Here is an 18,061-nt window from a genome sequence, read left to right on the forward strand (position 1 = left end):
CCGACCTAAACTGACACAACAAAAGCTGGTTAAAAAATTAAATTTCTGTCCCACTCTCAGATACTTATCAAATATTATTGCTCTTTAAAATTAGCTAAAATTGTTTCTTTAACTTCAAATAAGTGAGATTCCATGGCTTTGACTGCGTTGGTAGCATTTTGTTCTACGATTGCATTATAAATAATTACATGTTCTTCATGTAATTTATTCATTGTTTTTTGTTTGCTATAAATAAATATCTTCCTTGTTTCTTCCATTGAATCTTGCATTAATTCAGAAATGTTATTTAGTAGCTCAACTAGCAATGAATTTTTTGTCTGCCTTTGCAATCGAAAGATGAAATTGTAAATCTGCTTTTTCACCAGATGTGCCATCCGTTACCGCTTCACCCATTTCATCCAATGCTTTTTTTAAACTTACTAAATCTGCTTCATTGCGATGTATGGCAGCTTTTTCTACCGTAGCGCTTTCTACGATTTCTCTTAACTCTAAAAGTTCTGTAATTTGATCTAACGACGTGAACTTATCACCTAATTCAAAAAAGGTAGGTTCTATTTGCTTAATAAATGTGCCATATCCTTGTTTCATTTCTATAATGCCAATCGTTCTTAAAGCATTTAACGCCTCTCTCACTGATGCAACACTTACACCATACTGTTGACCAAGTTTTTGTATAGAAGGTAGCTTATCACCCACTTGATACTCCCCTGATTTTATACTCTCTAAAATAATGTCAGCGATTTGTTCATAGATTTTCGTGTTTGAAATTTTCATAATTACCTCCAAACGATATCTATTATTGTATCAAATTTTTGCTATATATTTATATTATAAGCTATATATTTCAAATAAAAAAAGAACCAATTTACACTTTTATGTAAATTGGTCTTCTAAAACCCGTACTATTTTTGATAATTATTTATTAAAATTTGATAAAGCTTTTGAAATTTCTTCATCGCCACTAACTATTTGGAACTCAGTATTTAAGTAGTCATCTGAAGTCAAAACTTCTGTTAATACTGACGCTACATCTTCACGAGGAATTGATCCTCTACCTTCAAAGAATGCACCTACTTCAATTTTATTCGTAGTCGCATCATCTAATAAACCGCCTGGATGCACAATTGTATAACCTACATCTGCTTTTTTAAGATATTCGTCCGCATAGTGCTTCGCAATTGTATATGGTTTTAAACCTCCACTTGCTTCGAACGACTCTCTTCTAGAATCATAAGTTGAAACCATCACATATTGTTTTACGTTGTTGGCTTCACTTGCTTTAATTGATTTAATTGCACCATCTAAATCCACACTGATTGTTTTATCTGCACCTGTGTTACCACCGGATCCAACAGAAAAGACAACTTTGTCAAATCCTTTAACCTTTTCAGTCAATGTTTTGATATCATCCGTTTCTACATCTATTAAAGTTGCATCTATGCCTTTATCTTTTAACGCGTCTGCTTGTTCTTGCTTTCTCACAGCGGCTGTAAAGCTTTCACCACGTTCTTTTAATTGATTTACTAGATGTTGGCCAACGCCACCATTTGCTCCAATTACTAATATACTCATAAATTATTGCCTCCTTAAAGGTAGTTGCTACTTAAAAGTTTACCACTTCTGTAGGATTTTAAAACTAAAGCGATTTATACTTTGACAATAACGCCTCCTTATATTAATATATGAATAAATGTTCATATATTAATATAAGGAGGCGTTACATAATGAATGAATCCTTAGATTCTCAAACAATTGATAACGTGACTGAAATTTTCAAAGCATTAAGTGAAGGCAATCGTTTACGTATTATGCACTTATTATCGCATGGCGAAAATAGTGTCGGTCATATTGCTCACAAATTAGAAATGAGCCAATCTAATGTTTCTCATCAATTGCGTGTACTGAAGCAAGCGCATTTAGTGAAAGCAAATCGTGATGGTCAATCTATGATATACGCCATAGATGATACGCATGTTACTACCCTATTAAAACAAGCGATACATCACGCAACACATCAATAGTAAGGAAAGGTGGCGTTTGACATGTCTGAATCTGAACACCATGGACACAATCATGCACATGGTCATGTACACACAAATAACAAAAAAATATTACTTATTAGTTTTCTAATTATTGGAATCTTTATGATTGTTGAGATTATTGGCGGCTTTGTTTCTAATAGTTTGGCATTACTCTCCGATGGTCTACACATGTTTAGTGATACGATTTCTTTAGGTGTAGCGCTTCTTGCATTTATTTATGCTGAAAGACACGCTAATCGTCATAAAACATTTGGTTATAAAAGATTTGAAATATTGGTCGCGTTATTTAATGGAGTCACATTATTCGTTATAGGAATTATTATTATTGTTGAAGCTATTGGTCGTTTCTTTAATCCACAAGAAGTTCAATCCACAGAAATGTTTATAATTAGTGTTACTGGACTAATAGTGAATCTTATAGTCGCTTATTTAATGTTTAAGGGCGGAGACACATCGCATAATATTAATATGCGTGGCGCATTTCTCCATGTACTCGGAGATTTATTAGGGTCAGTTGGTGCAATTATAGCTGCTGTACTTATATGGAGTTTCAACCTAACAATCGCAGATCCTATTGCAAGTATCATTGTATCTGTACTGATTATTAGAAGTAGTCGGGGCATCACAAAGTCTTCTCTCAATATCTTGATGGAAGGTACGCCAAGTGATGTTAATCTGAATCAAGTCTTTTCTATGATTACGAAAGAAGAACAAATTAAAAATATCCACGATTGTCATATTTGGACAATTTCAAACGAAATGAATGCTTTAAGTTGTCATGCTGTAGTGCCAAATACGATGACTATTGAAGAAGGCGAAGTGCTCTTAAACAGATTAGAACATAAATTAGAACACTTAAATATTCAACATATGACCATACAACTAGAAACGACTGATCATCTGCATGATAATAATATTTTATGTTCTGCAATTTATTCAAAACAAACAACTGATCATTCACACTCACATTAAATTTTCATATTAAATAATATTTAAAAAAAGTGATTTTCCAAATACGATTGGAAAATCACTTTTTTATTTATGAAACCTTATATTTTTTAATAGACCGTTGATAATTTAAATGAACTTATCAAAAATTAAATCTTTTGTTGGTACTTGCTTTTCACTAAATCCTCTTATAAATTCTTCATTATCATATGGAACTTTAACACGTTCACATGAGCATTCATTTTCATCAATCGTTATAATACCATAAACTGCATAAGGGCCATTATTAAGTCCTACAGAACCAGGGTTAAAGTACACAGTAGATTTGTCGTCATAAAAATGTACTGTATGATTATGTCCAAAAACAATTAAATCAGCATCCTTGTCTTCAAATAATGCTTTAACGTTTTCTTCACTCGGCTCAACAATTGGACTATAAGGTTGCCCATCAATAGGTGTATTTAATTTCTCATTGGCGATTTCGTAATGAATAAACAACACTTTTTTATTATTAAAAGTCTTCTCAATTACGCGTGGTAATTCATCCAATTTCTCATAATAGTCTTCATCTAAATGACTTTCAATCCATTGATGATGCTCATAGAATTTATCCTTTAAGTCTTCTGGATAAGGAGTATCATTTACGATCGACATAACCGCTTCATCATGATTACCTGCAATGACTTCCATATCATCTCTATCGAAAATTTCATCAAGCACTTTATTTGTTTCATGCCCAACTCCGATATTATCGCCTAGATTAAATATTTTATTGATTCCTTCTCTTCTATCAATATCATCCAAAACGGTTTCTAATGCATCAAAATTTCCATGTACATCAGTAATAATTGCAAATTTCATGATGATATCTCCTTTCAACTTTTTCTCATTAGGATATTCTAACATTTTATAGCCAATTTGTTACCTATTAATTTTAAAATCTTCATTTTTTTGATATCGTATTGTTATCACTAAAAAGGAGTGCTTAAAATTTGTTTAAATATCATAAACTAGCTTTGCAAAATGTAAAACCCCAAAATGCTAAAACAATACTGTTTTCAATTGTAAGTTTTATCATATTATTTGCTTTAACAATTTTATCGTTTATACCCGTTCAACCCGCAATTTATAAATTCGCAATGTCGATGGCAATGCAACAACCAATTGGTGGTTCAATATTTATGTTGATACTAACAATTCTGATTCCACTGTTGATTTTTGTATTCATTGGTTACCCTTTAATAGCTGGAACTATATACACTATAGACAAAGCATTAAATAAAGACAAGGTTAAATTAAAAGATTTATTCTCTGTCTTTAAAAAAGGTAAATATCTTAAAAGTTTAAAATTAGCTTTATTCACTTTATTATTTATTCTAATTTTATTCGCGCTCAATTTACTCATATCTCAAGTGCTTAATTTAGGAATTATGCAATTATTCCAAGCACTACAAGGTCCATTAAGTAGTTCTGATCATGCACTTGGTCTTTCACTAACATTCCAAATTATTGCGGCAACAATCACTGTCTTTATTCAATCATTTATTTACTGGTTCTTTGCTATTGTAATTATTAACTTTACTGTAGCATTTGTTAAAGATCCTAGTGTTGGTGCTTGGGCAGCTGTTAAACGTGGATTCAAGGGCGTTAAAAATGGTAAGAAAACATGGTTTAAATTCTACCTTGGTATATTACTATTAAACTTAATCGTAATTATCCTTGCTAACCCTGTGAGTCAATTAATTTCAATTTCAACAGGTGGTATTTCCCAAACTATCGCAATGATTTTAATTTACATTGTATCTATTATCGTAATTATCGTAAGATTAGCCGTTTACTATATGAATATTTTAGCGATTATTCAATATTATAACCGCAATGGTGAAGATATAGATAAAGCTGAAATTAAAAAAGATAAAAAGAACTCTAAAAAACAATCAAACAACGATTCAAAAATAGAAAACAGTGTAAATAATACTACTGAAAAAACGAAGTCTAATCTAAGTGATAAAAGTAATAATATTCAAGAAAATGCAAAAGATAACTTAAACGATAAAAGTAATAATATTCAAGATACTACAAAAGATAAAACTTCAGATTTAAAAGATCAAATTAACAAAACAGATAAATAATATATTTCACAAACACGAATTGCCAATGTAGCATTTTAAATGTCTACATTGGCAATTTTTATATTTCGATACATTCATACCGCTTATTTATCCGCAGAGTTTTAAACCCCTATTATGTGCGCTCTATCTATATCATGTATTATAAAGTTCTTGAACATATTAAAAAACTGATAGATAACCTTTTTCAGGAAAACCTATCTGTTTTATATTAATTATTTTATGAAATGTTCTTTTAAATATGTCTGCCGCACCATTTTCTTCATTTGTTAAAGATGTTACATCTTTTGCTAAAGCCTGAATTTCAGGTCTCGCATTTCTCATAGCAACAGTATAATGTCCAAATTCAAACATCGCTCTATCATTATCACTATCACCAATAACTAAAGTTTCTTCCTGATTAATACCAAAGTGTTCGATCATTTCTTTAATGCCTGTACCTTTGTCTGTATTAAATGCCATAGTCTCTGCATTAAAGCGTGATGAATTTGATACACTGATTTGTAATGCTGTTTTATCCTCGATTAATTGGTTACGGAAATTAGTAATTTTCTCATAATCAGGTGAGAATAAATAAATTTTTGAAAATGACGTATCAGGAATAGCATCTTCCCAATCTACTTTGCCTTTTAGAGACTCTCTTCTAGAAGTCCATTCACTTTCTCCTACTTTGCCTGGTGGTGTTGTTGGTTCAAATAATGCCTTCGCCCATGATTCGTCTTCTTTAAGCACGACACGGTCACTACCAAATGGGAAGATTTCATAATATATAGCTTCTTGTTTTGCACGTTTAATAACTTCACTTACTGTATTATATGAAAGACCATGTTTAAAAATAGTCTCTTTTTCCACTACACCTAACGTTCCATTCGAACTTATAATGCCATCTACTTCAAAAGTTTCGGGCACCAAATAATGAATTTCGTCATGTGCTCTACCAGTTGCTAAAAACACTTTATAACCAAGGTTTCGTAATTGTTGAATCACTTCAGTTGTTTCCGTATCTACTCGGTTATCTTTATGTAAAATCGTACCATCCATATCTAAAAATATTGCTCTCACATTATCCATTAAAATAATCCTCCATCACATGTTATCGTATTAAATTATGGCATTATATTTCCTTTTCCGCAACGCGTTATCGTTTTAAAAATAGTGAGTAGCGGTGGTTTTGATACACCACACTCACATCTCTATTGAAAAAATCACTTAAAGTGTCACTGTTCAATACAGACTGTAGTTCTCCTTGCTTATAACATGTACCATCTTTTAATAAAAAACCGCGTTGAATATTTTGTGTGATTTCTTCAACAAAATGTGTAACATAAATCACCGCAAGTTTTGGATTTTGTTTATATAATTTATCAAGTGCACTGAGCAAATCTTCGCGTGCTATAAAGTCTAATCCTGAAGCCGGTTCGTCTAAAATCAGTAATTTAGGATCGCCCATTAATGCTCTAGCAATCAATACTTTTTGTCTTTCACCCGTTGATAAATAACCATAATATTGATTTTCAAATTGACGCATGCCCATTTGCTCTAAATATCGCTTAGCCATTTCAATATGAGTCGGTTTCACTTCTTTATAAACGCCTATTGATTTAAAAATACCGCTGATGACTACATCTAATACAATTTCACCATCTTGAAATCGATTCATTAAACTGCTTGAAACAAACCCGATTTGATCACGTACATTATCTGCAGAATAACCTTTGTTCCCTGGTTGCATACCAAACAATGATAGCGTCCCTGATGTATGTGGTTCATAAGCATTTAAGATGTTTAGTAATGTTGTTTTACCTGCGCCATTTAAACCATATAACATCCATTTTTCACCTTCGTTTATTTGCCAACTCACATTTTCAATTATTTCTTTCCCTTGCTTTCTTCTTGCAACGTTTTTCAACTCAACAAGCATGAAATCACCCCTATTCTATTTACTTCAACTGATTTTTAAAACACTTATTTAAATCACTTTATGATTGAGAGACTCTAAATATTTTTTCAATAGTTTTGCCTTTAGCAAGTTCATCAATCATTTTATCTAAATATCTAATTTCTTTCATAACTGACGGCTCCATATTTTCAATTCTATCACCACATATGACACCTGTAATTTTAGTTCTATTAGGATTTAACTCTGGTGCTTGTAAAATAAATGTTTCATAATCCGTACCGTCAACAACAAGTTTATCTATTTGTGCTTGCGTATATCCTGTCATCCAACGAATAACTTCATCTGCTTCAGCTTTAGTTCTTGCTTTCTTTTCAACTTTTTTAATCAGATGCGGATATACAGAGCCGAAAGCCATCGTATATATTTTCGGTTTCGTCATTTTAAAAATCCTCTCTTAGTTTCTCTTAACAATTTTTATAATAATATTAGCATAATAGAACAATTTATAATTTGAAAATAATATGAATACTATATACCTTTCAAAATCAAAAATAAAAGGCAGGTTTGCAAAAGCAACCAGCCTTTTATGAAAGTAATGCCTATACAGCAACAAACTTTTCTTTAATCGTCACTATAATATCAGTATAGAATTAAACTTATATCATTTATTTAATATTTCACTAAAACAATGAAATACTATTCACCTACGACCCCATCATTATCTCGATCGTCCATATGTGCATATAACCAATGATCACTATTTATTGGCATACTGAACCCTGCAGCTTCTGCCTCTGCTATTGTCACTTGTCCATTACCATCAGAATCAACGTCCGCAACTGCTCCTTCATCCCCCGTTGAAGTTGCCGGCTCGGACTCAGGTTCCTTATTACCAGTTAACCCAAGTGACTCATTTAATTCATCAGGGTTCACATTATCAAATGAATCTGTTACTTCGTTTCCATTTATAGTATAAGTATATTGATAGCTAGAAGGGATTTGTGTTTCGGTATCGGGATAAGTAATATTAGCTTCAAAATTAGTAGCTCCACCCGCTTCTCGGATAGTCTTTTCGAGATAAGCTTGATCACCATGTCGGTTTAGCGTACTATCTTGTGGAGTAATATTATAAGCATTCGACACGCCACCAAGTGAGTCAGCAATAATGTGTCCTTCGTCTAAGTCATCACTTTCAACACCAGGTACCTTCGCCTCATCAGCATAATATCTACCAGAGGATAACACATCCTCTGTCTCATCATCTTGTATTTTAATTTCATCTGCGATAACTCGTGTCAATTGCCCGTATTCGTTAGTGAACGCCCAATATTTTCGATTGCCATAACCGATATCTACAACGACATTCGCGTCACGATTGCCAGACAAATCACCACCATCGACTTCAATTTTTTTGTAGCCTGGAAACGTATCATCACTAGCTTCAGTTGTCGTTTCACCTTCTACTTGAGGTTCTTCTGATTTGTTTTCATTCTTTACCTTAGTAGTTGTTTCTTCTTTTTCACTTTTTAAATCTGTGACTACCTTAGCATCTGTCTCTTTATCGGCAGAAGATGTATTTTCTACGTTGGCACAACCAACAATAAAAACAGACATTAAAAGTAAGACTAAATATTTTATTTTTTTCATTTTAGTTCGCTCCTATTATGTTAGTTGTTAATCATTCAAAACCCTCAAAATTATAATCTCGAACGTTGTAGTACTTACAACTTTTTATGTATTTTTGTATGATATTATTTATTTCCTATTATACAGGAATAACATTACATTTGTTTTAGTTATGCTACAATTGTTTATAATTATTTTATGCCTAATTCTTTTGAAAAAAATCAATATATTTCACTAAGTTTACTACATAATAAAAAGGCTGAATCACTAATAGATTCAGCCTTTTGTTATATAAACAAAGATTTATAATTTGATTTTTATTTATTCTACTGTAACTGATTTTGCTAAGTTACGTGGTTTGTCTACGTCTAAATCTCTGTGTAATGATGCGTAATAAGAAATGAGTTGCATTGTTACTACAGAAACTAATGGTGTTAACAGTTCATATACTTTTGGAATAACGTAAGTATCGCCGTCTTTGTTTAAACCATCCATTGAAATAATACATGGGTTTGCACCACGTGCTCGCAACTTCTTTCACATTACCGCGAATAGATAAATTAACTTTTTCTTGTGTTGCTAATGCAATCACAGGTGTGCCTTCTTCAATTAACGCAATCGTACCATGTTTTAGTTCTCCACCAACAAATCCTTCTGCTTGGATATATGAAATTTCTTTAAGTTTTAAAGCACCTTCTAGACTCACATTATAGTCTACTGTACGACCGATAAAGAATGCATTACGCGTAGTTCTTAAGAAATCTGTTGCAATTTGTTCCATAACATCTGCGTCATCTACAATCGCTTCGATTGCAGTTGTTACTTTAGCTAATTCACGTAATAAACTTACATCTACTTCTTTACCACGTTCTCTGGCTACGATTTTTGCAAAAATAGAAAGTACTGCAATTTGCGCTGTGTATGCTTTTGTTGAAGCAACAGCTATTTCCGGACCTGCATGTAATAGTAATGTATGGTTAGATTCACGTGATAACGTTGATCCTGCAACATTCGTAACTGTTAACGATTTGTGACCTAATCTGTTCATTTCAACTAATACAGCACGACTGTCTGCTGTTTCACCTGATTGTGAAATATAAATAAATAATGGTTTTTCAGAAAGTAATGGCGTGTTATACACAAATTCTGAAGAAACATGAACTTCAGTAGGAACACCAGCCCATTTTTCAATAAATTCTTTACCTACTAAACCTGCATGATAACTTGTACCTGCGAGCAATAATATAAATACGATCCGCTGCTGCAACATCTTTGATGATGTCTTCATCCATTTTCAAGTTACCTTCTTCATCTTGGTATTCTTGAATAATACGACGCATTACTGCTGGTTGTTCATGAATTTCTTTTAGCATGTAGTGGTCATAAACACCTTTTTCAGTATCAGCTGCATCAATTTGTGCCGTATAAGCTTCTCTTTCTTGAATAGTGCCATCTTGATTTTTAATAATAACTTCATCACGTTTAACGATTACAATTTCATGATCGTGAATTTCTTTATATTGGTTCGTAACTTGTAACATAGCCATTGCATCAGATGCAATCACATTGAAGTCATCGCCTACGCCAATTAATAATGGTGATTTGTTTTTAGCTACATAAATTTTATCTTTATCTTCACTATCGATTAAGCCAAGTGCATAAGAACCTTCTAATAAAGAAACTACTTTTGTAAATGCGGCTTCAGTAGCAAGTCCTGTATTTGAGAAATATTCTACTAATTGCACAATCACTTCTGTATCTGTTTCTGAGATAAACGAAACATCTTTTAAGTATACGTTTTTAAGTTCTTCATAATTTTCAATTACACCGTTATGTACAAGTGTAAAGCGTTCTGATGTTGATTGATGCGGATGTGAGTTTTCATGATTCGGCACACCATGTGTCGCCCAACGTGTATGTCCGATACCTACATTACCGTCTGTATCATCACTATCTGCAACTTTTCTAAGCTCAGCAATACGTCCTTTAGATTTAAATACTGAATTACCTTTGTCATTCACTACTGCAACACCGGCAGAGTCATAACCTCTGTATTCTAATTTTTCTAAACCTTTTAATAACAATTCTTTGGCATTATCATGCCCAATATATCCAACAATTCCACACATTTAATTTTCCTCCAATGTAATGGCGATGGGCAACGAACGTTCAGCGTGTACGAACCTGTTCAATTGCGTATATGCCATCATAGACGGACTGGTGTCTTTGTTTATTTAAAAGCGAATCCATGTCTAAGATAGGCATATTAGTCCCATACACCTTATAATATTATTTTTATTTTGTTTTTGGCTATCTTATTAACTTTGTGCACTAGGTCGCCCTAATGTTTTCCTTAATAAGTTCACGAATGAGCCACATCCGGGATAGCATCCGCCGATGGTTCGATAACTATCCTCCTCGTCTACAAGTACTGATATCATGTCTATTAAGATTTCTGTTATAAACCTTAAATAATTAACATTTCATCACTTCACTTGCACAGGCGCTATAATTGAACTAAACGATTTAACTGTCCTCCTTTCCCTCAATAATTCTTATTGTACAATGTAAACAATGCTGATTGCAAATCATTTATTAACATTATTTTTACAACCACTTAAAAAATTATTTATATGTTGTTACACTACGTATTTCACTTTATTTTTCATATTAGATAACTGTCGTAAAGTTGTCAAAAACTCTATGACAAAATTGAAATTACTTTAAGTTGTTTATTAATGTGAACAGCCATACAATGAACTTATAAATAAAAAGAGAAAAAGAGGTGCAATTTATGTCACAAACAGAGACTAAAGAAAACAAAGGTATTGGGCGCAAAGTCCAAGCATTTGGGTCGTTTCTTAGTAGTATGATCATGCCAAACATTGGCGCATTTATCGCATGGGGTTTTATCGTCGCTATTTTCATTGATGGTGGTTGGTGGCCAAATAAAGATTTAAGTGAATTATCTGGACCAATGATTTCATACTTGATTCCATTACTTATTGCTTATAGTGGTGGACGTTTAATTCATGAAATGCGTGGCGGTATTATTGCTCGCTGTAGCAACAATGGGGGTTATCGTTGCTTTACCGGATACACCAATGTTACTTGGTGCAATGATTATGGGACCTCTCGTTGGTTGGTTAATGAAAAAAACTGACGAATTTATTCAACCGAGAACACCACAAGGCTTTGAAATGTTATTCAATAACTTCTCTGCTGGTATTTTAGGTTTTATAATGACTATCCTAGGTTTCAAACTTTTAGCACCAATTATGGAATTCATTATGTACATCCTTTCATTAGCAGTTGAAACATTAGTACATGCACATTTACTTCCATTAGTGAGTATTATAGTAGAACCTGCAAAAATCGTATTCTTAAATAATGCAATCAACCACGGCGTGTTTACGCCACTTGGTGCCGATCAGGCAGCTTCTGTTGGTCAATCCATTTTATATACAATTGAATCTAACCCTGGACCTGGTTTAGGTATTTTAGTTGCTTATATGATTTTTGGTACTGGAACTGCAAGAGCAACATCTTACGGTGCTGGTATTATCCACTTCTTAGGTGGTATTCATGAAATTTACTTCCCTTACGTATTAATGCGTCCGTTACTATTCGTAGCTGTAATTTTAGGTGGTATGACAGGCGTTGCTACTTATTCACTATTTGACTTTGGATTCAAGAGCCCAGCCTCACCCGGCTCCTTTATTGTCTATGTTCTGAACGCACCTAAAGGCGAATTTTTACACATGCTTATCGGTGTAGTACTCGCAGCCTTAGTTTCATTCATCGTTGTTGCCATCATCTTGAAATTCACAAAAGAACCTGATGAAGATTTAGAAGTCGCGACAGAAAAAATGGAATCTACTAAAGGTAAAAAATCAAGTGTATCTTCTAAACTAACAGGGAATAAAGATAATAATACTGTTGGAACGACTGGCTCTGGTGCTGCGGCTACATCTGCAGATACTGAAAGCGGTGAAGCACAATCTGAAGAAGACTTATTAGATAATTATGATACAGAAAATGTACATGCGCATGATTATAGTAAAGTAAACCATGCTATATTCGCTTGTGATGCTTGGTATGGGTTCAAGTGCTATGGGTGCAAGTATGTTACGTAATAAATTTAAAAAAGCAGGTATCCAAGATGTGGATGTTTCAAATACCGCAATCAATCAATTACCTGAGGATGCACAACTTGTTATTACACAGAAAAAACTTACTGATAGAGCAATTAAACAAGCACCTAATGCAATTCATATTTCAGTAGACAATTTCTTAAATTCACCTAGATATGATGAATTACTTGAAAATCTTAAACAAGACGAAAATTAATTAAAACTATATAGAATAATACTGGAGGGTATGACTATGTTTTTGAGTACACGTGAAAAAGAAATTATCGAAATGTTAATTAAGTATCACGGTCAATATGTCACGATTTATGACATAGCTCAACATCTAGCTGTATCCTCTCGTACTATTCATAGAGAGTTAAAATCAATTGAGTCATTTATAAATACTTTTAATATTAACTTAGAACGTGTAACTAAAAAAGGCATACAACTGGATGCAGATGAGCATGCAGTGACCTCACTGAAAAATGTACTGTCACAACAAAATACAATTGATTTATCTCAAGAAGAACAAAAAGTTATTATTTTATATGCTTTGATTCAAGCTAAAGAACCTATCAAGCAATATGGCTTAGCACATGAAATTGGTGTATCTACACAGACGTTAACCAAACTTTTGGATGAATTAGACATCGAGCTTGACCAATATCAATTAAAATTACAGAAAAAACGCGGTGAAGGTATTCATTTAAATGGTGCTGAATCAAAAAAACGTGAATTATTAAGTCAACTTATGGTCAATAATTTAAATAGTACGAGTGTCTATTCAGTGATTGAAAATCATTTTGTCTACCAATCCATTAACCAATCTCAACTGGCAATGGTAGATATGGATAAGATTTTCCAAGTAGAGCGTATACTTATGGATCATTTAGATCAACTCCCCTATTCATTGACTGAATCTAGTTATCTCACATTGACTGTGCATATCGTATTAAGCATCGATCGTATGCTCAATGGTGAATACGTTGCGCTAAATAATGATATCTATAATAATGTTAAAGATTCATTTGAACATAAAGTAGCTGCTGCACTCGCCTTACATTTAGAACACATTTATGGCGTGCAGTTTAATCAAGCAGAAGTAACCTTTATTACAATCCATTTACGCGGTGCGAAACGTAAGGAATCCGTAGAAGTGTTTAAAGATAATAAGGACGAAGCTCGTATAGATCAACTTATTCACTCTGTTGCTAAATATTCACAACAAGACTTTAAAGATTGGGATACACTGAGTGAAGGTTTGAAATTGCATCTTATCCCCGCAATTAATCGATTGAACGCAAACATTGAGACATATAATCCATTAACAGAAATGATTAAACATAAATACCCTAGACTTTTTGAAAGTGTACATCGAGGTTTATCACATATTTGGCCAGATTTTAATTTTCCAGATAGTGAAATTGCATTTATTGTGTTGCACTTTGGTGGCGCTATTCAAAATCAAGGAAGTCCATTTTATAGCGTCTTAGTTGTTTGTAGTAGTGGTATTGGCACAAGTCGCCTGCTCGCTACACGATTACAGCAAACATTCAGTGAGATTCAAAAAACGACACAAGCTTCTGTTGGAGATTTAAATGAATTAGATCCAACACAATTTGATGCGATTATCACGACGGTAGATTTGGACATTACAACACCTTATATCACTGTAAATCCACTACTGCCTGATTCAGATATTAATCATGTTGTCGCATTTCTAAACATGCAAAAAGACGTACAACCAAGCGACACATTAGATTATACACATCAAAATATACCAGACCCTGAAGCTAAACTATCTTATATCAGAAAAGGTTTAGAACTTATTGATTCAGTATATATTGACTATATAAGCGTTTCTAATTGGACCACCTATTTAACCGAAACATTATTATCACATCAAATTATTACAGATGGTCAGTCATTCGCCGAACTCATTAAGCATCATATGGATACTCAAGGATTTGTCTTGGAACCATATCCGATAGCTATACCTCATTTAAAGAATGAAATAATTCAACAACCTTTTATCTTAATTACGATTTTAAATGAGCCTATCACACTAAAGAGTAATCAAAATGACGATCTATCAGTAAATTATTTATTAAATATGTTTGTACCGCATGATGATACGATGTCACAACTTGTCAGTGACATATCAGGAAAAATGGTTGAACATTTAGACAATATTGATGAATTTATGCAACATCCAGAACAATTGTTAGATATTTTAAAGCAGAGTTATCTTATACAATTACAAAATCTATTAAACTTGGAGTGAAGAAAATGAGCGAATTATTCAGTAACGAAAACATTTTTATTAACCAATCAATGAAAGACCAAAACGAAGCAATCGAAAAAGCGGGACAAGCCTTAGTTTCAAGTGGTGCCGTGACAGAAGCCTATATTCAAGCAATGAAAGACCGTGAACAAGTCGTTACGACTTTCATGGGTAATGGCTTAGCAATTCCACATGGTACTGACGAAGCTAAAGCAAGTGTCTTAAAATCAGGTTTGACATTAATTCAAATTCCTGAAGGTGTCGATTGGGATGGCGAAGAAGTTAAAGTCGTGGTCGGAATTGCAGGTAAAGATGGTGAACATTTAGACTTACTTTCTAAAATTGCCATTACGTTTAGTGAAGAAGAAAATGTGGAGCGTATTGTTAAAGCTTCATCTGCAGAAGAAATTAAACAAGTCTTTGAGGAGGCTGATGCATAATGAAAGCATTACACTTTGGTGCGGGTAACATAGGTAGAGGTTTTATCGGTTACATCTTAGCAGATAATGACGTTAAAGTAACATTTGCAGATGTGAACGCTGATATTATCAATGCTTTAGATGAAAAACAAGAGTATGATGTCATTTTAGCTGATGAAGCTCATACAACAACACGCGTGCATAACGTTGATGCAATTGATTCAGGTTCCCTTTCCGAAAGTTTGAAAGAAGCAGTATTAGAAGCAGACTTAATTACAACTGCTGTTGGCGTTAATATCTTACCAATTATTGCTAAATCATTTGCGCCCTATTTAAAAGAAAAAGAAACACCTGTAAATATTGTGGCCTGCGAAAATGCTATTATGGCTACGAACACTTTGAAAAAAGCGATTCTAGATATAACTGGTCCTTTAGACGACCATATCCATTTTGCTAATTCAGCAGTTGATAGAATCGTACCAATGCAAAAGAATGAAAATATTTTAGATGTCGTAGTTGAACCATTTTATGAGTGGGTTATCGAAAAAGATGCATGGTTCGGTCCAGAATTAAATCACATTAAATATGTAGATAACTTAACACCATATATTGAAAGAAAACTGCTAACTGTAAATACTGGTCATGCTTACTTAGCTTACGCAGGTCGATACTTTAATCAACCTACAGTATTAGATGCTATTAACGATGAGCATATTAAACATGATTTAGATAAAGTTCTTAAAGAAACAAGCCAGTATATTACAAGTCAATTTGATTTCACAGAAAATGAACAAGCACAGTACGTTGAAAAAATTATTGGACGTTTTAAAAATCCTAACTTATCGGACGAAGTTACACGTGTCGGTCGTGGCACAATTCGTAAAATAGGGCCTCAAGATCGTATCATTAAACCATTAAATTATTTATATCAAAATAATTTAGCCCATGACGGTTTAGTTAAAGCAATTGCATTGTTGTTAAAATATGATGACACAAACGATCCAGAAACAGTAGAGAAAAATGATTATATTAAAGCACACGGTGTTGAATCATTCTTAAAAGATTATGCTAAAATCGATGATCAATTAACTACAGAAATTATTCAAGCATACAACGTACTTTAATATTTTGAAATTGCTGTAAAATAGTAACAAAAAAAGCTTGGAACAAGGGTTTTAACACTTGTTCCAAGCTTTTTTATTTTAATCAAAATTGGAATTTGTTTATTCGTCTAATCCCATTTTATCTTGTACAACATCTGCAATTGTTTGCGCGAAACGTTGTGCATCTTCATCAGTTGAAGCTTCAACCATTACACGAACAAGTGGTTCTGTACCTGAAGGTCTTACTAATATACGGCCTTCGCCATTCATTTCTACTTCAACTCTTGTCATTACTTCTTGAACATCAATATTTTCTTCTACACGATATTTATCTGTAACACGTACATTGACTAATGATTGAGGATATTTTTTCATTTGGCCCGCAAGTTGACTTAAACTCTTACCAGTCATTTTAATAATACTTGCCAATTGTACACCTGTTAATAAGCCGTCACCTGTCGTATTATAATCCATAAGCACGATATGACCAGACTGTTCGCCACCTAAATTATAATTGCCTCTTCTCATTTCTTCAACAACATAGCGGTCTCCAACTTTAGTTTTGTTTGATTGAATACCTTCATTTTCTAAAGCTTTATAAAAACCTAAATTACTCATCACTGTTGAAACAATCATGTTGTTGTTAAGTTCACGATTTTTAGACATCGCTTGCCCGATAATAAACATAATCTGATCACCATCAACGATTTCTCCATTTTCATCAATAGCGATAAGTCTATCTCCATCACCATCAAAAGCAAGTCCAAAGTCACATTCAGATTCTACAACTTCCTTAGCTAAAGTTTCAGGATGTGTTGAACCAACCTCTTTATTTATATTATAACCATCTGGATTACATCCAACTGTCACAGTATCTGCTTCTAAATCTCCGAATAAAAATGGTGCTAATGATGAAGTAGAGCCATTCGCTCCATCTAAGCCAATTTTCATACCGTCAAGATTTACATCTACTGTTGATTTTAAATAACTGATATATTTTTGACTACCTTCAAAATAGTCAGAGTAATGAACGATATCTTCTCCAATTGGTCGAGGTAAGTCGGGATTTTCTTGATCTAAAAGTGTTTCTATTTCTTGTTCTTGATCGTCTGACAATTTAAAACCATCTGAACCGAAGAATTTGATACCATTATCTGGAACTGGATTATGAGAAGCAGAAATCATAACACCTAAATCAGCTTCCATTGCACGAGTTAAATAAGCAACTCCTGGCGTTGATATAACACCTAAACGCATTACCTCTGCACCAATTGAAATAAGTCCTGCAATTAAAGCAGATTCTAACATTTCTCCAGAAACACGCGTATCTCTACCAACGAGTACTTTAGGGTGCTTTTCCCCTTCATTATGTGCTAATACGTAACCACCGTAGCGTCCTAATTTAAATGCAAGTTCAGGGGTAAGTTCTTTATTCGCTACGCCCCTTACGCCGTCTGTTCCAAAATATTTTGCCATT

The 18,061-nt window shown here is 33.3% G+C and carries 13 protein-coding genes and 3 pseudogenes; 7 read left to right on the top strand and 9 right to left on the bottom strand.

The features are described from left to right. Nucleotides 1-74: 74 nt before the first annotated feature. Nucleotides 75-774: pseudogene (locus tag ABLV95_RS08155) on the bottom strand (FadR/GntR family transcriptional regulator). 141 nt (nt 775-915) lie between these two features. Then, nucleotides 916-1,572: an NAD(P)-binding oxidoreductase gene (locus tag ABLV95_RS08160; RefSeq protein ID WP_460872814.1), complete on the bottom strand. Its 657-nt coding sequence runs from the start codon at nt 1,570-1,572 to the stop codon at nt 916-918. A 152-nt stretch (nt 1,573-1,724) separates the two neighbouring features. Here ABLV95_RS08160 and ABLV95_RS08165 point away from each other — a divergent pair, with 152 nt between their 5' ends. Both ABLV95_RS08165 and czrB read left to right on the top strand, forming a co-directional pair. Continuing rightward, complete coding sequence (locus tag ABLV95_RS08165; RefSeq protein WP_046466171.1) at nt 1,725-2,021, top strand: ArsR/SmtB family transcription factor; 297 nt, start codon at nt 1,725-1,727, stop codon at nt 2,019-2,021. Between the two features lie 21 nt (nt 2,022-2,042). Next, a complete protein-coding gene (gene czrB / locus ABLV95_RS08170) occupies nt 2,043-3,014 on the top strand; it encodes a CDF family zinc efflux transporter CzrB (RefSeq protein ID WP_460875321.1) in 972 nt (323 codons plus the stop codon). Between the two features lie 105 nt (nt 3,015-3,119). Here czrB and ABLV95_RS08175 read toward each other — a convergent pair whose 3' ends face one another. Further along, on the bottom strand, nt 3,120-3,851 hold the full coding sequence (locus ABLV95_RS08175; RefSeq protein ID WP_460872816.1) for a metallophosphoesterase family protein: 732 nt from the start codon (nt 3,849-3,851) through the stop codon (nt 3,120-3,122). Between the two features lie 131 nt (nt 3,852-3,982). Here ABLV95_RS08175 and ABLV95_RS08180 point away from each other — a divergent pair, with 131 nt between their 5' ends. Beyond that, a complete protein-coding gene (locus ABLV95_RS08180; protein ID WP_427706790.1) occupies nt 3,983-5,122 on the top strand; it encodes a hypothetical protein in 1,140 nt (379 codons plus the stop codon). Nucleotides 5,123-5,281: 159 nt separating this feature from the next. Here ABLV95_RS08180 and ABLV95_RS08185 read toward each other — a convergent pair whose 3' ends face one another. From ABLV95_RS08185 to glmS, 5 genes and pseudogenes are all read right to left on the bottom strand, one after another. Next, nucleotides 5,282-6,190 (bottom strand): HAD family hydrolase, encoded by a 909-nt coding sequence (locus ABLV95_RS08185; protein WP_460875324.1) that lies wholly within the window; start codon nt 6,188-6,190, stop codon nt 5,282-5,284. A 67-nt stretch (nt 6,191-6,257) separates the two neighbouring features. Then, nucleotides 6,258-7,040 (bottom strand): ABC transporter ATP-binding protein, encoded by a 783-nt coding sequence (locus tag ABLV95_RS08190; RefSeq protein WP_285324263.1) that lies wholly within the window; start codon nt 7,038-7,040, stop codon nt 6,258-6,260. A 58-nt stretch (nt 7,041-7,098) separates the two neighbouring features. Then, complete coding sequence (locus tag ABLV95_RS08195) at nt 7,099-7,458, bottom strand: DUF2200 domain-containing protein (protein ID WP_427706786.1); 360 nt, start codon at nt 7,456-7,458, stop codon at nt 7,099-7,101. Nucleotides 7,459-7,715: 257 nt separating this feature from the next. Next, on the bottom strand, nt 7,716-8,666 hold the full coding sequence (locus tag ABLV95_RS08200; RefSeq protein ID WP_427706784.1) for a DNA/RNA non-specific endonuclease: 951 nt from the start codon (nt 8,664-8,666) through the stop codon (nt 7,716-7,718). Between the two features lie 300 nt (nt 8,667-8,966). After that, a pseudogene (gene glmS, locus ABLV95_RS08205) lies at nt 8,967-10,774 on the bottom strand (glutamine--fructose-6-phosphate transaminase (isomerizing)). Nucleotides 10,775-11,439: 665 nt separating this feature from the next. Between glmS and ABLV95_RS08210 the strand changes: the two are divergent. From ABLV95_RS08210 to ABLV95_RS08225, 4 genes and pseudogenes are all read left to right on the top strand, one after another. Next, nucleotides 11,440-12,995, top strand: a pseudogene (locus ABLV95_RS08210) (PTS mannitol transporter subunit IICB). Between the two features lie 36 nt (nt 12,996-13,031). Beyond that, complete coding sequence (locus ABLV95_RS08215; RefSeq protein ID WP_460875327.1) at nt 13,032-15,062, top strand: BglG family transcription antiterminator; 2,031 nt, start codon at nt 13,032-13,034, stop codon at nt 15,060-15,062. Nucleotides 15,063-15,067: 5 nt separating this feature from the next. Continuing rightward, nucleotides 15,068-15,502: a PTS sugar transporter subunit IIA gene (locus ABLV95_RS08220; protein WP_046466182.1), complete on the top strand. Its 435-nt coding sequence runs from the start codon at nt 15,068-15,070 to the stop codon at nt 15,500-15,502. Further along, nucleotides 15,502-16,605 (top strand): mannitol-1-phosphate 5-dehydrogenase, encoded by a 1,104-nt coding sequence (locus tag ABLV95_RS08225; protein ID WP_460875329.1) that lies wholly within the window; start codon nt 15,502-15,504, stop codon nt 16,603-16,605. Before ABLV95_RS08220 ends, ABLV95_RS08225 begins: the two co-directional genes overlap by 1 nt. A gap of 99 nt (nt 16,606-16,704) precedes the next feature. Here the strand turns inward: ABLV95_RS08225 and glmM are convergent, their stop codons facing one another. After that, on the bottom strand, nt 16,705-18,060 hold the full coding sequence (glmM, locus tag ABLV95_RS08230) for a phosphoglucosamine mutase (protein ID WP_427706774.1): 1,356 nt from the start codon (nt 18,058-18,060) through the stop codon (nt 16,705-16,707). Between the last annotated feature and the right edge of the window lies 1 nt (nt 18,061).

It is taken from the genome of Staphylococcus sp. Mo2-1, from assembly GCF_046721385.1.
In the GTDB taxonomy this organism is placed as follows: domain Bacteria; phylum Bacillota; class Bacilli; order Staphylococcales; family Staphylococcaceae; genus Staphylococcus; species Staphylococcus equorum_A.

Coding starts and splice junctions, on each gene's coding strand:
- ABLV95_RS08220 (WP_046466182.1), top strand. CDS start 15,068: ATGAGCGAATTATTCAGTAACGAAAACATTTTTATTAACCAATCAATG.
- ABLV95_RS08195 (WP_427706786.1), bottom strand. CDS start 7,458: ATGACGAAACCGAAAATATATACGATGGCTTTCGGCTCTGTATATCCG.
- ABLV95_RS08175 (WP_460872816.1), bottom strand. CDS start 3,851: ATGAAATTTGCAATTATTACTGATGTACATGGAAATTTTGATGCATTA.
- ABLV95_RS08160 (WP_460872814.1), bottom strand. CDS start 1,572: ATGAGTATATTAGTAATTGGAGCAAATGGTGGCGTTGGCCAACATCTA.
- czrB (WP_460875321.1), top strand. CDS start 2,043: ATGTCTGAATCTGAACACCATGGACACAATCATGCACATGGTCATGTA.
- ABLV95_RS08215 (WP_460875327.1), top strand. CDS start 13,032: ATGTTTTTGAGTACACGTGAAAAAGAAATTATCGAAATGTTAATTAAG.
- ABLV95_RS08185 (WP_460875324.1), bottom strand. CDS start 6,190: ATGGATAATGTGAGAGCAATATTTTTAGATATGGATGGTACGATTTTA.
- ABLV95_RS08190 (WP_285324263.1), bottom strand. CDS start 7,040: ATGCTTGTTGAGTTGAAAAACGTTGCAAGAAGAAAGCAAGGGAAAGAA.
- glmM (WP_427706774.1), bottom strand. CDS start 18,060: ATGGCAAAATATTTTGGAACAGACGGCGTAAGGGGCGTAGCGAATAAA.
- ABLV95_RS08200 (WP_427706784.1), bottom strand. CDS start 8,666: ATGAAAAAAATAAAATATTTAGTCTTACTTTTAATGTCTGTTTTTATT.
- ABLV95_RS08225 (WP_460875329.1), top strand. CDS start 15,502: ATGAAAGCATTACACTTTGGTGCGGGTAACATAGGTAGAGGTTTTATC.
- ABLV95_RS08165 (WP_046466171.1), top strand. CDS start 1,725: ATGAATGAATCCTTAGATTCTCAAACAATTGATAACGTGACTGAAATT.